The organism is Bradyrhizobium sp. BR2003 (genome assembly GCF_009720285.1).
Classification (GTDB): domain Bacteria; phylum Pseudomonadota; class Alphaproteobacteria; order Rhizobiales; family Xanthobacteraceae; genus Bradyrhizobium; species Bradyrhizobium elkanii.
Window position 1 is genome coordinate 227059 of the sequence record NZ_SMYJ01000025.1, and the last position, 13963, is coordinate 241021.

Here is a 13963-nt window from a genome sequence, read left to right on the forward strand (position 1 = left end):
GTGGACGTTTGCAGGTGGCGGTCGCGCAAATCAGTTCGCTCGATAGCTTCCGGTCCGGACGTCGGCTCGCGGCGCTCTTGCGCGGCCACGACGATGTAGCTGCGGCCGTGCAGGCGGCGCGCACCGCTCTGCAGCGAACCGGTTGGTTCGACCACCTGCCGGTCTGGGACGAGGCCGTGCACGCCCTGTTCGAGGCCAATCTCGGTCAAGCCGTGGTGCAGGGCTTTCTGCGTCTATCGGAGCAATGGCCGGCGCAGCGATCGGCCGATGATCTGATCGCGATCGGCCGCGCGGTCCGGGACATCGGCTGCAGCGCCGGAAGCCGCGTCGCCCATGCGTTGCTGAGCGAATTGTCCAGGGTGCTGTCGCGGCTTGCGGGTGCAGGAGAACTCACCACGGTTCTCGCCGCGCTCGACCAACTCGCAGCCGTCGGGCCGGAGTCGGCGGGCCTCGCGATCGGCCGGCTGGGGCAGTTTCTGGCGCATGCCGGCGGCGAGGATTTTGCGGCGTGGATTTCCGCTGGCTTGCGCGCGAGCGGCGGTCGCGCATCGCGCCGCCGTGCCTATTTCGCGCTCGACGATCAGCTTTCGGCGCAGCTGTTCGCAGCCGGCCGGAGCGGGGATGATTTCGCGCGGCTGGAGAAACGCCTCGCTGCAACCACGATCGCGTTGTGGAACAGGAAGCCGCGTTTCCGCAAACTTGCCGTTGCACCGACGCCGGTGCCGCGGCGGACCTCGCTCGCCGCCGGGGTCATCGGTCTGCCGCAGACCTTTCCCGGCTTCGAAAGCGAGGAAGCGGACTCCGTCTATCTCGCGGCGGTCGCGCACGCCGGCGCGCATCTGGTGCATTCCACCGCCCGCTTCCCGGTGGGGCGACTGAAGGCGCTGCAGATCGCGCTGGTCTCGCTGATCGAGGATGGCCGGGTCGAGACGCTGGCGCTCCGCGAAATGCCCGGGCTGCGCCGGCTGTGGCTGCCATTTCACAGCGCGACGCCAGCCGGCCAGGCAACCGCAGCCGGACTGATGATGCGGCTGGCGCGGGCGCTGATCGATCCCGATTATCAGGATCCGGATGCGTGGGTGACCAAGGGGCGGACGCTGTTTGCCGCTGCCGCCGGCCGTTGGCGCGATCCTGCCATCAGCCGCGAGATCGGTGGCCTGCTCGGCAACGACATCGGGCAGATGCGGTTGCAGTTCAACGCCAAGAGCTACGTCGTCGAACCCGCCTATCGCGACGACAATCTGGCGCTGTGGGATTTCGGCGACCAGCCGGACAGTCCGGCCGAGACGATCGAACTTGCCGTCGATTCCGTGCGGTTCGAGCGGCGCGACGATGCGGGTGGCCAATCGGCCGACGACAACGCCAAGCCGGACGAGACGTTGCGCGCGAAGGCCAGTGCGGTGACGCTGCTGGATGGGTTTCCGGTCGCGACCTACCCGGAATGGGACTATGCGGCGCGTACCGAGCGGCCGGATTGGACCACGATTCTGGAAGCCGATGCCGCCGTTTCCGCGCAGCCCTTCGATCCCTCGACGGACGCCGAGGCGATGCGCTGGATCACGGAGTTGACCCGCGACGCGTCGATCGGCCGCCGTATCCGACACAAGGGCCAGCGCGACGGCGACGCGCTCGACATTGACGCAGCGATCGCCCTGACGATCGAGCGGCGCACCGGCAATATCAGCGAGCCCAGGGTCTACCAGCGCGATGCGCCCGGACCGCGCGATCTCGCCGTCCTGCTGCTGCTGGATCTGTCGCAATCGACCGCCGACCGTGACCGCCGCGGCCGGAAGGTCCTCGACGTTGAACGCAAGGCGGCCGCGATCATGGCAGCCGCGGTAGAGGCCGCCAATGATGCGATCGCGGTGCATGGTTTCAGCTCCGATGGCCGCGAGCGCGTGCGCTATCTGCGCATCAAGGGCTTTGCGGAGCCAATGGACGCAGTGGTTCGTGCGCGTCTCGCGGGCCTTGGTAGCAGCCATTCCACCCGGCTGGGCGCGGCATTGCGCCATGCCGGGGGCTACCTCGCGGAACGACGCGCATTCCGGAAGGTGCTGCTGGTTCTGACCGACGGCGAGCCGTCCGACGTCGACGTGCCGGATGCGCAATATCTCGTCGAGGACGCCCGCCGTGCCGCCCAGCAGCTGCGGCGGCGTGGCACCGATATCTTCGCCTTTGGCATCGGCGAGCACAGATTTCCCCAGCTCGATCGGATTTTCGGCGAGCGCTATGCGCTCCGCGTGCCGCGCATCGAGGTGTTGCCGCAACGGGTGATGCAGCTCTATGCGGAACTGAAGAAATAGCGGGTGCTGCTAGCCCGTTGCCCGGGGCAGGGAGCCCTTTGCGGTGATCTCCGCCGAGAGTTCCTCGATCGTCTTGCGCTGTTCCATGGCAGCCCGCCGGATCAGCGCGAAGGCAGCCGGCTCGGCCAGCGCATGGGTGTGCATGACCTGAAGGACCGCGGCGAGCACGACGCGGCGGGATCGCAGCCGCTGCTCCAGCTTGAGCACCTGCTGCTTCAGCTCGCTGGTGCGCTCGCTTCGCTCGAAGGCCAGGACCAGCGCGGCATAGATGCCGGCCGAGCGCAGCGGCTTCACCAGAAATGACGCCGGATCTAGGTCGAGCACCAGCTTCAGACGGCTCGGCGTCTCGGTGCCGAGCAGGGCGATGACCGGGCTTCGCCCAAACGACGTCCGATGCGCCGGCGAGGTGAGCGGCAGGAACTCGTCATCGATCAGCGTCACGTCGGGACGGCAGTCGATATTGGCACCGGGCTCCCATGTGACGATCTCGATCCCGAGGCGCTCGAACTGCCTCCTGACGATCGAGGCATCGCGCTCATCCTTGATGGCGACGAGCGCCTTGCGCCCCCGCAGCGAAAATGAAGACGGTTTGCTCATTTCACAACCCGCAAATGCGGCGCATTCGGCAACGTTCCGTCCCTTGCCGGGCTGGCGGCGATGTCGAGCTGCGTCAGGTAAGGATCCGGTCTGACCGGCGCTTCAGCTTCCCAGAAGATGTCAAATTGTCCTTCGGCGTTCGAGACGGCCAGCCGCGGCGTCAGGACGCAGTGGTTGTTGCTGCCGTCGATCCAGACCGGACCTTGCGGCGAATTGTAGCGGTGGCCGGCCGCGGCGCGCCGCACCTCGCCGATATTGGATGTGCCGGCGCGCTGCAGCGCGCGGGCCAGCAGATAGACCGCGACATAGGCGGATTGCCCGTCGACCGACGGGCTGCTGTGTTCGCCGTAGCGCGCCTTCCAGCGTGCCACGAAGGCCCGGTTCTCGGGCAGGCGAATGCTTTCGAAATAGGCCGACGAGGTGATGCATCCGGCCGATGCGGGACCCGCGATCTTGAGCTCTGGCTCGCACAGGCTGCAGCTCAGCATCGGGATGTCGAGGCCGGCTGCGGCGGTCGCCGCATGAAAGGCGCGGATGAAGTCGTAGCTCGAGCTGCCGACCAGGGTGTTGAAGACGACCGGCGGCCGGCGCCGCACGATCTCGTCCACGATGTGCGTGACCGCGCTTTCACCAAGTTCGAGCAGGCGTTCGGCGAGAATGCGTCCTTTGGCCGCCGTCACGAGCTCGCGGGTGACGCGATTGGTTTCCCAGGTCCAGACGTAGTTGGAGCCGACACAGAAGATTTCGCGCGAAAGATTATCGAGCACGTAACGCACCAGCGGCAGTACGTTGTGATTGGGTGAGGCGCCGACATAGATGACGTTGTCGGAGCATTCGAACCCCTCGTAGCGCGCCGGATACCAGAGCAGGCGGTCGGTGCGCTCGACGATCGGCAGCACCTGCTTGCGCGAGGCCGAGGTGTAGCAGCCGATGATGTGCTCGACGCCGACGTTGCGAATGAGGTCGTCGCAGACCGTGTGATACTCGGAAATGATTCCGCGGGGATCGCGGACATGCGCAGATATTGCGAAGTCGAACTCGTCCTGATTGTTGATTTCGTCGACCGCCATCATGGCGCTCTTCAGGATCTCGCGTCCCATGGCCTGATAGGGCCCGTGCTGCGAGCAGATGATGCCAACTGGAATGGAGGGCTTGGTCATTGAGTACTTTCGGCGGCGCGACGCATCAAGAAAATCATCTTGGCAGAGGTCGGTGCAAGAGGTCATGCCGATTTGCTGCGCATGCACCTCGCGAAATTTGTGCAGCCAGCCTCGTTGACAACGCGCTGCACACCTCCTTAGAATTTTCTCCTACAGGGCTTCCTGTCGAACCTTGCGTGCGTCGATTTGGCCGATGACGTCCCGATCGCCGCGCAGAGTGCTCCGTTCGACGCCGGACCCGTGCGATAGTTCATAGCCGCGGCATTTGGGCCATTCGTCACCTTCGTTTCGGAGGGGCGGGTGGCTTTTTGCTTTTGCCGCTCAACAAATTGGCGACACGTCCGTGCCGCCAAGCCGGAGGCGCGTGCGCGGTGATGGGCGGTGCCTGCGCTTGCGTCATGTCAAGTGCGGGGATGAGAAACGATGCCGACGACGGATCTTCACTATTTCGGGCTCATTGAGATCGGGCAGCAAATCCAGGCGAAAAAGCTTTCGCCGGTCGAGGTGACCAAGGCGATGCTCGGACGTATCGAGCAGCTCGACGGCAAGCTCAAGAGCTACGCCTATGTGATGGGCGAGGCGGCGCTGGCCGAGGCGGCGGCAGCCGAGAAGGACATCGCGTCCGGCAAGATCAAGGGACCGCTGCACGGCGTGCCGATCGCCGTCAAGGATCTGTGCTGGGCGAAGGGCGCGCCAGCCGCGCATGGCATGACGATCCATCGCGACTTCCGGCCGAGCGAGGACGCCACGGTCGTCGCGCGGCTGAAGGATGCCGGCGCAATCATCCTCGGCAAGCTGCAGCAGACCGAGGGCGCCTATGCCGACCACCACCCGAAGATCGATCCGCCGAAGAATCCGTGGAATGCGGACTTGTGGTCGGGCGCATCGTCGAGCGGTTCCGGCGTCGCCACCGCCGCGGGGCTTTGCTTCGGTTCGCTTGGCACCGATACGGGCGGCTCGATCCGCTTTCCGTCGGCCGCCAACGGCATCACCGGGCTGAAGCCAACCTGGGGACGTGTGAGCCGTTATGGCGCGTTCGAACTCGCGGCGACGCTCGATCACATCGGGCCGATGGCGCGCAGCGCGGCCGATTGCGGCGCGATCCTCGCCGTGATCGCGGGCCAGGATCCCAAGGACACCACCTCCGTGCCGCTGCCGGTGCCGAACTATCTCGCCGGCCTGTCCGGCGATTTGCGCGGCATGACCATCGGGGTCGATCGGCGCTGGACCAGCGAGGGCACGGACGAGGCCGCCGGTAAGGTGCTCAGCGAAGGGCTGCGCGTTGCCGCCGATCTGGGTGCGAAGATCAAGGACATCACGTTTCCTGATCCGAAGGCCGTGATCGAGGATTGGTTCCCGCTGTGCGGCATCGAAGTGGCGGTCGCGCATGAAGAGACCTATCCGGCCCGCAAGGATGAATATGGTCCGGCGCTCGCCGGCCTGCTCGACCTCGGCCGGGCGCAATCCGGCATGAACTATCAGAAGATCGTGCTGCGGCGCGAAGCATTCCGCGGCGCGGTGCGGCTGTTGTTCGAGACGGTCGATCTGATCGCCGTTCCGGCCCAGGCGTTCGCTGCGCCGACATTGGCCAAGATGGCGGCGCTGGGTGAGGATCCGTCGCTGATTACCGGGCTGCTGCGCTTCACCTGTCCGTTCGACATGACCGGCAGCCCGACCGTGACGCTTCCCGGCGGCTTCGCGCCGAACGGCGGGCCGGTCGCCTTCCAGTTCGTCGGCCGTCATTTCGACGAAGCAAGCCTCGTTCGCGCGGGCGATGCCTTCCAGCGCGTCACCGACTGGCACAAGCGCCATCCCGCGATCTGAATCGAGGAGCCGTTCGCATGTCCGAAGATTGGTTGAAGAGTTCCATCATGGCCAAGCGCGCCCTTGCCAAGGGCGCGACCGGTACGACCCATAGCCTGACGATCGAGCAGCAGGGCGGCTTCCATTACGTCTATGGGCCCTATGCCAAGCCGACCCTGTCGATCGATCCGGGCGGGGTCGTCGTTGTCGAGACCGAAGACGCCTTCGGCGGCGTGCTCACCAGCGAAAGCGACAGCCCCACGGCGAAGCTGAACTTCCCCTATCTGAATCCGCAATGCGGGCCGATCGCGGTCAAGGGCGCCAGGAAGGGCGATTGCCTCGCCGTCTATATCCGCGACGTCGAGACCCGCGGCGCGCAGCCGGCCGGAACGACCTGCATCATTCCGGAATTCGGCGGCCTGGTCGGGACCGCATCCACGGCGCTGCTCAATCCGCCGCTGCCGGAACGCGTCAAGAAGCTGCATGTCGACCGCAACGGCGTGCGCTGGAACGACAAGATCACGCTGCCCTATGAGCCGTTCATCGGCACGATCGGCGTCTCGCCGGAGATCGAGGCGATCTCCTCGCTGCAGCCCGATTATCACGGCGGCAACATGGACCTGCCCGACGTCGCACCGGGCGCGATTATCTATCTGCCGGTGCATGCCGAAGGCGGGCTGCTCTATGTCGGCGACTGCCACGCCACACAGGGCGACGGCGAGCTCTCGGGCGTCGCGCTGGAGCAGCGCGCGACTGTCACTTTGCAGATCGATCTGATCAAGAACTGGAGCTTCGCCTGGCCGCGGCTCGAGACGCGCGACTTCATCATGACGATCGGCAGCGCACGCCCGCTCGAAGACGCTGCGCGCATCGCCTATCGCGAGCTCGTGCGCTGGATGAGCGCCGATTACGGCTTCGATGAAATCGACGCCTACATGCTGCTCAGCCAGGCCGGCCGCATGCGGCTCGGCAACATGGTCGACCCCAAATACACGATGGGGGCGTCGATCCTGAAGAATTACCTCAAGGCGTGACTTCAAACATCCTTCAACGACAGAGGACATCGCGATGTATTCGGGGCGTATAGTCGGAATGGCTTTGCTTGGTGCAATGCTCGGGACCGCAGCAATAGGTGCCGCCCAGGCGGCAGAACCGCCGCTGAAGGTCGGCTTGCTGGAAGACATCTCCGGCGATCTCGCCTTCATGGGTATGCCGAAGCTGCACGGCTCGCAGCTGGCGGTCGAGGAGATCAACAAGAGCGGCGGCATTCTCGGCCGGCAGATCGAGTTGATTCACCTTGATCCCCAGGGTGACAATGCCCGCTATCAGGAGTTCGGCCGCCGGCTGCTCAATCGTGACAAGGTCGACGTGCTGATCGGCGGCATCACTTCTGCGTCGCGCGAGGCGTTGCGCCCGATCGTCGATCGCACCACCACGCCGTACTTCTATACGAACCAGTATGAAGGCGGTGTCTGCGACGCCAGCATGATCAGTATGGGCGCGGTGCCGGAGCAGCAGTTCTCGACCCTGATCCCCTGGATGGTCCAGAAGTTCGGCAAGAAGGTCTATGTCATCGCGGCCGACTACAATTTCGGCCAGATCTCCGCGGAGTGGAACCGCAAGATCATGAAAGACCTCGGCGGCGAGGTCGTGGGAGAGGAATTCATCCCGCTCGGCGTGTCGCAGTTCGCGCAGACGATCCAGAACATCCAGAAGGCGAAGCCGGACTGGTTGCTGACGATCAATGTCGGCGCGGCGCAAGACTCGTTCTTCGAGCAGGCGGCTGCGGCCAACCTCAATTTGCCGATGGGCTCTTCGATCAAGATCATGCTCGGCTTCGAGCACAAACGGTTCAAGCCGCCGGCGCTCAACAACATGCATGCGACCGCGAACTGGTTCGAGGAGATCGATACGCCCGAAGCCAACGATTTCAAGAAGCGCTGGCACGCCAAATTCCCCGATGAGCTTTACATCAACGACATGGGCTACAACGCCTACAACGCGCTCTACATGTACAAGACGCTGGTCGAGAAGGCGAAGTCGACCAAGCTCGAGGACATGCGCAAGGTGATCGCGACGGGTGATGCCTGCATCGACGCTCCCGAGGGCAAGGTCTGCATCGACCCGAAGAGCCAGCATACGTCGCACCGCATGCGCCTGATCTCGGTCGGGCCCAAGCATGAGGTGACGGTGGAGAAGGACTACGGGACGATCCAGCCGTACTGGCTTGGCGAGATCGGCTGCGACCTCACCAAGAAGAACGACAAGGATCAGTACACGCCGAGTCATCTCCCCAGCAAATCGTGACGCGCGCAGGCACGAATCTTGCTCGTGTTGTGCATCACGACTTCGAACCGAGCCGGCGCCGCAATGATGCGGCGCCGCGATCAGGGAGACCGGAATGTCGGCTGAACTCTTCTCGGTATTCTATCAGTTCGCCGATGTCTTCGCGTTCCTGATCCTGTCAGCGGCGGGCCTTGCCATCGTGTTCGGCATGATGGGCGTCATCAACATGGCGCATGGCGAGTTCATCATGTGCGGCGCCTACGTCACCGTGGGGCTCGTCAACCTCGGCGTCCCGCTTCCGATTGCTCAGATTCTGGCCGCGCTGACCGCGGGGATCATCGGCATGATCGTCGAGTATCTCGTCGTGCGGCGCTTCTACAGGCGTCCGCTCGACTCGCTGCTCGCCACCTGGGGCCTCAGCCTGATCGTGACGCAGTCGATGCTGCTGATCGTCGGGTCCGCCGTGCGCGGCATCGGCACGCCGGAAGGAAGCTTTGCGATCGGGGGCTACACGTTTTCGACCTACCGCCTTGTGCTGTTCGGCTGTGCTGTGGCCGTGCTGGCCGGTCTCTACATCATCTTCATGAAGACGCGCTTTGGCGTGATCGCGCGCGCCACGATGCAGAACGCGGCAATGGCGAAGGCGCTCGGCGCGCGCACCGGGCGGATCTATTCCATCAGCTTCGGCATCGGCACCGCGCTTGCGGGGCTCTGCGGCGCGCTCTACGCGCCGACCATGACGCTGATCCCGACCATGGGCGCGACCTTCGTGGTCGAGAGCTTTGTCACCGTGGTGATCGGCGGCGCCAATGTCCTGCTCGGAACTGCGCCGGCCGCGGTGTTCCTGGCGATGATCCGAATGGCATTGAATGCCAGCTACGGGCAGATCATCGGCCAGATCGGCATGCTGTTTGCTGTCATTCTGATCATACGTGTGCTGCCCGAGGGACTATCCAGCGTGCTGGTTCGTCGTGGGCGCTAGACGGGAATTTCTGATGTTGAAGCTGCTCGAGGGCCCGCAGACGCTCGGACGCGGGAAGATCTTCTGGTCCTGCTTCCTCGCCGTGCTGGCGGGGGCACTGATCTATCCGCTGTTCGCTGATTCCTATGATGTCGGCAATTTCGCCTACTTCCTGATCTGGATCTTCATGGCGCTCGGTCTCTGCCTGATGTGGGGCTACGGCGGCATGCTGTCATTCGGCCAGACCTTCTTCTTCGGCATCGCCGGCTACGGCTATGGCGTGCTCGCCATCAATATGGGCGGGGGAACGGCCACGATCGCCGCGCTCGTTTTCTCCGTGGTCATCGCGATGATCGCGGCCGGGATCCTCGGCTACTTCATGATCTGGGGCGGCATCAGCGGGATCTTCTTCGGCATCGTGACGCTGTCGGCGACGCTGGTGCTGGCCTTCTTCCTCGGGCAGACGGCGGGGCCCGAATGGCATATCGGTCCGGCCCGGCTGAACGGCTTCAACGGCATGAAAGGGATGGACCCGCTCACGGTCGGCGACTTCGACATCGAGGGCTCGGCGCTCTATTACGTCATGATCGCGCTGATCGTGATCGTCTACATCGCGCTGCGCATGCTGGTGAACTCGAGCGTCGGCAATGTGATCGTGGCGACGCGGGAAAATCCGCAGCGCGCCGAGATGCTCGGCTACGACGTCCGCAAGTATCAGCTTCTGACCTTCGTGATCGGCAGCGGCCTCGCAGGCCTCAGCGGTGCGCTGTACACGTCCTGGGGGCAGTTCATCACGCCATCCAGCATCGGCCTGCCGGCGGCGGCGATGCCGATCGTGTGGGTGGCGTTCTCCGGACGCAACGATCTGACCGCGACGCTGGTCGGGTCGTTCCTGCTGCTGTTCGGGTTCCAGACCATCACGGTCTACAGCCAGCAGGCGGCGCTGGTGCTGATGGGCGTGCTGTTGCTCGCCACCGTGATGCTGGCGCCGCAGGGCTTCGTGCTCGGCATCGGCAAGCTGGTGGTCGACTGGTGGACGCGGCGTCGGCGCCGTGAGGAGGCCCCCGCGCTGGCCGATACCGCCCGCCTGCAATCGGATGAGACCTGAATCATGGCGTTGGTCGACGTAAAAGGCGTATCGAAACGTTTCGGTGGATTGACCGCCGTGTCCGACGTCGACCTGACGGTCAATGCCGGCGAGGTGCACTGCCTGATCGGGCCCAACGGGGCCGGGAAGAGCACGCTGTTCAAATTGATCGTCGGGCTCTATCCGCCGACCACGGGGAGCATCTTTTTCGACTCGATCGACATCACCGCCGAGCGGCCCTACGCGCGGGTGCAGCGCGGCATGAGCATCAAGATGCAGGCGCCGAGCGTGTTCAAGGAACTGCCGGTGCGGCAGAACATCCAGATCGCGCTGCAGGAACGCATTTCGGGCGCGGAATGCCGTGCCGAGCAGGAGCGGCTGCTCGCGTTGCTCAATCTGGCTGATGATGGCGGCAAGCTCGCCGGTGCGCTGTCGCACGGCCAGCAGCAATGGCTGGAGATCGGGATGGCGCTGGCGCTGCAGCCGCAGCTGCTGCTGCTGGACGAGCCGACCGCCGGCATGTCGCCCGAGGAGACTTTCAAGACCGGCGAGCTGATCAAGTCGTTCAATGCCGAGGGCATGACCGTCCTCGTCGTCGAGCACGACATGGCGTTCGTGCGTCAGGTCGCTCAGCGCGTCACCGTCCTGCATCTTGGCAAGATTTTCGCGCGCGGCAGCCTCGAGGCCATCCTGGAAGACGAGAAAGTCGCTGAAATCTACCTGGGTAAGACTCATGCCCACTGATCGCATTCTGGAGGTGTCGGGACTTTGGGCGGGTTACGGCGCGACGCCGATCCTGCAGGGCGTCAGCATGTCGGTCTCGCGCGGCGAGATCGTCGGCGTGATCGGCCGCAACGGCGTCGGAAAGTCGACCCTGATGCGGTGCCTGATCGGTCTGCTGCAGACTTGGCGCGGCACCATCAGCTTCATGGATCAGGATGTCACGCAGCTCGAGGCCGATGCGCGGGCGCGTGCCGGCTTCGGCTACATCCCGCAAGGCCGCGACGTGTTTCCGCAGATGAGCGTCGAGGAGAATTTGCAGGTCGGCGAGTTGATCGGCGGCCCCGAAGGCAAGAAGCTGCCCGAACTGGTCTACGAGTATTTTCCGCGCCTGAGGGAGCGCCGGCGCCAGATCGCGGGCACCATGTCGGGCGGGGAACAGCAGCAGCTTGCGATCGGCCGCGCGCTGATCGGCAATCCGGCGCTGATGATCCTCGACGAGCCGTCGGAGGGCATCCAGCCGTCGATCGTGCAGCACATTTGCGAGGCGCTGAAATCGTTCCGAGCGGAGCTCGGGACCACGATCGTGTTCGTCGAGCAGAATCTCGACACCATCCTGGAGATCGCGCAGCGCTGCTACATCATGGAGAAGGGCAAGATCACGCGATCGCTGGCCGGTGAGGAGGTCAACGCGGACAACGTTCGCGCACAGCTGTTGCTGTGATCGACCGCGCCATGCGGTGAGGATCTGTGCGTTGCATAATTGATAATAACGGAGGGAATGGACATGGATCTCGAACTCAAGGGAGCAAAGGTTCTCGTTACCGGCAGCACCAAGGGTATCGGCAGGGCGATCGCCGACACGTTTGCGGCCGAAGGCGCCAATGTCGGAATCTGTGCGCGCAACCAGGGCGACGTCGACGCTGCGGTGACAGCGCTCAAGGCCAAGGGCGTTGCGGCGTTCGGTAGTGCCGTCGACGTCTCGAACGGTCCGGCCCTGAAGGCCTGGGTCGCCGACATGGCGTCCAAGCTCGGCGGCATCGATGTCGTGGTCGCCAATGTCAGCGCGCTGTCGATCGGGCAGGACGAGGAGAGCTGGGAGAAGGAATTCTCCACCGACATGATGGGGACGGTGCGCCTCGTCAACGCGGCGATGCCGCATCTGGAGAAGAGTGCGGCGGCCGCGATCGTCACCATCTCCAGCGTGTCCGGGCGCGAGGTCGATTTTGCCAGCGGTCCCTACGGAACGTTCAAGGCCGCGATCATCCACTACACGCAGGGCCTCGCCTACCAGCTCGCGGCCAAGGGCATCCGCGCCAATTCGGTGTCGCCGGGCAACACCTATTTCGAGGGCGGCGTCTGGAACATGATCAAGGACGGCAATCCCGAACTGTACAAGACCGCACTGGCGCTCAACCCGACCGGCCGCATGGGCACGCCACAGGAGATGGCGAACGCCGCCGTGTTCCTGGCGAGCAGAGCGGCGAGCTTCATCACGGGGACCAACCTCGTGGTGGACGGCGCGTTGACGCGCGGCGTCCAGTTCTAGGCGGGGCGCGCCGTCAGCAGAGTCGCGAGGTCGCCGCCCGCGGCGGCGGTCCGGGCAGGCATATTCCGATAACAGCGGGGCGTCAGATGTCAGCGGATCCATTGCACTACAAATCCATCACCGAGATCTCCGAGCTCATTCGCCGCAAGGAGGCGAAGCCCTCGGAGATCACCGAGGCGATGCTGGGCCGGATTGCGAAGCTGGACGGACAGTTTCACGGCTATGCGCTGGTCCTTGCGGAGCGGGCGATGGCCCAGGCCAAGCAGTACGATGCGGAGATCGCCAAGGGCATCTGGCGCGGCCCGCTGCATGGCGTTCCGATCGGGCTGAAGGACCTCTGCTACACCTCGTTTGCGCCGACTGCGGGCGGCACCACGATCCACGCCAAATTCGTGCCGTCCTTCAATGCCACGATCGTGGACCGGCTCGAAGTCGCCGGCGCGGTGACGCTCGGCAAGCTGAAGATGACGGAGGGGGCCTATACCAGCCACCATCCTGCAATCCAGGCCCCGCTCAACCCGTGGAATGTGAACTACTGGGTTGGCTCCTCGTCGACCGGATCGGGCGTCGCGACTTCGGCGGGGCTCTGCTACGGCGCGATCGGCAGCGACACCGGCGGCTCGATCCGCTTTCCGTCGGCGACCTGCGGTTTGACCGGGATCAAGCCGACCTGGGGCCGGGTCAGCCGCTACGGCATCTTCCCGCTGGCGGATTCGCTCGATCACGTCGGGCCGATGTGCCGCAGCGCTGCGGATGCCGCGGCGATGCTCGGCGTCATTGCGGGAGCTGATATCAACGATCCGACCGCCCTGCGGGCTCCGGTGCCGAACTATCTGGCCGGCATCGGCGACGGCATCAGGGGCCTCAGGATCGGCGTTGACCGCAGATACACCCAGGAGGGCATCGATCGGCAGGTCGTCGCCGCCTTGGTGCAAGCCGAGCGCACGCTCGCCGATCTCGGCGCCGACATCCGCGAGGTGCATTTCCCACCCTATCAGAAGCTCGTCAGTCAGTGGATTGCGATGTGCTCGGTGGAGACGGCTGAGGCGCATCTGGACACCTACCCGTCGCGCAAGTCGGAATACGGACCCGACCTCGCACAACTGATCGAGCAGGGCCGGGCGACGAGCGGCGTCGATATTGCCGCGATCCATCACGAGCGGCTGAAGTTCAGTGGCAGCCTCGCCGCCATGTTCGAAGATATCGACCTGCTGCTGATCCCGACGATGCCGGTGCCGATCCCGACGCTCACCAAAATGAGCGAATACGGCGCCGACCCCAGCGTGCTCCTGAGCATTCTGCGCTTCACGGCGGTGTTCGACTTCTCCGGCAGCCCGACCATCACGCTGCCGATGGGCATGGCCTCGGACCAGATGCCGCTCAGCATGCAATTGGTCGGCCCGCATCTCTCCGAAGACGTGCTGGTCCGCGCCGGCGCCGCGTTCCAGTCGGTGACGGATTGGCATACGCGCCGGCCGCCGATCGAATAGGGGATCC

Annotated in this window: 12 protein-coding genes; 10 read left to right on the forward strand and 2 right to left on the reverse strand. The window is 64.7% G+C overall.

Annotation, left to right across the window (positions count from 1 at the left end; genetic code table 11):
- The first annotated feature begins 14 nt into the window (after positions 1 to 14).
- Complete coding sequence (locus tag E2I15_RS39705; RefSeq protein WP_137476265.1) at positions 15 to 2303, forward strand: nitric oxide reductase activation protein NorD; 2289 nt, start codon at positions 15 to 17, stop codon at positions 2301 to 2303.
- Between the two features lie 9 nt (positions 2304 to 2312).
- Here the strand turns inward: E2I15_RS39705 and E2I15_RS18620 are convergent, their stop codons facing one another.
- Complete coding sequence (locus E2I15_RS18620; RefSeq protein ID WP_137476264.1) at positions 2313 to 2900, reverse strand: ANTAR domain-containing response regulator; 588 nt, start codon at positions 2898 to 2900, stop codon at positions 2313 to 2315.
- Positions 2897 to 4060 (reverse strand): transporter substrate-binding domain-containing protein, encoded by a 1164-nt coding sequence (locus E2I15_RS18625; RefSeq protein ID WP_038379639.1) that lies wholly within the window; start codon positions 4058 to 4060, stop codon positions 2897 to 2899. Before E2I15_RS18625 ends, E2I15_RS18620 begins: the two co-directional genes overlap by 4 nt.
- A 423-nt stretch (positions 4061 to 4483) precedes the next feature.
- On the opposite strand from E2I15_RS18625, the gene E2I15_RS18630 reads away from it, so the two are divergent.
- The 9 genes from E2I15_RS18630 to E2I15_RS18670 all read left to right on the forward strand — a co-directional run bounded on the left by E2I15_RS18630 (position 4484) and on the right by E2I15_RS18670 (position 13956).
- Positions 4484 to 5884 carry an amidase gene (locus tag E2I15_RS18630; RefSeq protein WP_137476263.1) on the forward strand — a complete coding sequence of 467 codons (1401 nt, stop codon included), beginning with the start codon at positions 4484 to 4486 and terminating at the stop codon, positions 5882 to 5884.
- A gap of 17 nt (positions 5885 to 5901) precedes the next feature.
- Positions 5902 to 6897, forward strand: a complete 996-nt coding sequence (locus tag E2I15_RS18635) for an acetamidase/formamidase family protein (RefSeq protein WP_137476262.1) — start codon at positions 5902 to 5904, stop codon at positions 6895 to 6897.
- Between the two features lie 58 nt (positions 6898 to 6955).
- Positions 6956 to 8170, forward strand: coding sequence for an urea ABC transporter substrate-binding protein (locus E2I15_RS18640; RefSeq protein ID WP_137476261.1), 1215 nt, complete (start codon positions 6956 to 6958; stop codon positions 8168 to 8170).
- Positions 8171 to 8264: 94 nt separating this feature from the next.
- A complete protein-coding gene (locus tag E2I15_RS18645; RefSeq protein ID WP_137476260.1) occupies positions 8265 to 9131 on the forward strand; it encodes an ABC transporter permease subunit in 867 nt (288 codons plus the stop codon).
- Between the two features lie 13 nt (positions 9132 to 9144).
- Positions 9145 to 10218, forward strand: coding sequence for a branched-chain amino acid ABC transporter permease (locus E2I15_RS18650; protein WP_137476259.1), 1074 nt, complete (start codon positions 9145 to 9147; stop codon positions 10216 to 10218).
- A gap of 3 nt (positions 10219 to 10221) precedes the next feature.
- A complete protein-coding gene (locus E2I15_RS18655; RefSeq protein WP_137476258.1) occupies positions 10222 to 10941 on the forward strand; it encodes an ABC transporter ATP-binding protein in 720 nt (239 codons plus the stop codon).
- Positions 10931 to 11641, forward strand: coding sequence for an ABC transporter ATP-binding protein (locus E2I15_RS18660; RefSeq protein WP_016845725.1), 711 nt, complete (start codon positions 10931 to 10933; stop codon positions 11639 to 11641). The genes E2I15_RS18655 and E2I15_RS18660 overlap by 11 nt, the downstream gene beginning before the upstream one ends.
- A gap of 63 nt (positions 11642 to 11704) precedes the next feature.
- Positions 11705 to 12466: an SDR family NAD(P)-dependent oxidoreductase gene (locus E2I15_RS18665; RefSeq protein ID WP_137476257.1), complete on the forward strand. Its 762-nt coding sequence runs from the start codon at positions 11705 to 11707 to the stop codon at positions 12464 to 12466.
- An 86-nt stretch (positions 12467 to 12552) separates the two neighbouring features.
- Positions 12553 to 13956 carry an amidase gene (locus E2I15_RS18670; RefSeq protein WP_137476256.1) on the forward strand — a complete coding sequence of 468 codons (1404 nt, stop codon included), beginning with the start codon at positions 12553 to 12555 and terminating at the stop codon, positions 13954 to 13956.
- Positions 13957 to 13963: the final 7 nt, after the last annotated feature.

What these genes read in the sequence shown, in the direction of transcription:
- E2I15_RS18620 (WP_137476264.1), bottom strand. Translation starts at nt 2,900, where the DNA reads ATGAGCAAACCGTCTTCATTTTCGCTGCGGGGGCGCAAGGCGCTCGTC.
- E2I15_RS18625 (WP_038379639.1), bottom strand. Translation starts at nt 4,060, where the DNA reads ATGACCAAGCCCTCCATTCCAGTTGGCATCATCTGCTCGCAGCACGGG.
- E2I15_RS18630 (WP_137476263.1), top strand. Translation starts at nt 4,484, where the DNA reads ATGCCGACGACGGATCTTCACTATTTCGGGCTCATTGAGATCGGGCAG.
- E2I15_RS18635 (WP_137476262.1), top strand. Translation starts at nt 5,902, where the DNA reads ATGTCCGAAGATTGGTTGAAGAGTTCCATCATGGCCAAGCGCGCCCTT.
- E2I15_RS18640 (WP_137476261.1), top strand. Translation starts at nt 6,956, where the DNA reads ATGGCTTTGCTTGGTGCAATGCTCGGGACCGCAGCAATAGGTGCCGCC.
- E2I15_RS18645 (WP_137476260.1), top strand. Translation starts at nt 8,265, where the DNA reads ATGTCGGCTGAACTCTTCTCGGTATTCTATCAGTTCGCCGATGTCTTC.
- E2I15_RS18650 (WP_137476259.1), top strand. Translation starts at nt 9,145, where the DNA reads ATGTTGAAGCTGCTCGAGGGCCCGCAGACGCTCGGACGCGGGAAGATC.
- E2I15_RS18655 (WP_137476258.1), top strand. Translation starts at nt 10,222, where the DNA reads ATGGCGTTGGTCGACGTAAAAGGCGTATCGAAACGTTTCGGTGGATTG.
- E2I15_RS18660 (WP_016845725.1), top strand. Translation starts at nt 10,931, where the DNA reads ATGCCCACTGATCGCATTCTGGAGGTGTCGGGACTTTGGGCGGGTTAC.
- E2I15_RS18665 (WP_137476257.1), top strand. Translation starts at nt 11,705, where the DNA reads ATGGATCTCGAACTCAAGGGAGCAAAGGTTCTCGTTACCGGCAGCACC.
- E2I15_RS18670 (WP_137476256.1), top strand. Translation starts at nt 12,553, where the DNA reads ATGTCAGCGGATCCATTGCACTACAAATCCATCACCGAGATCTCCGAG.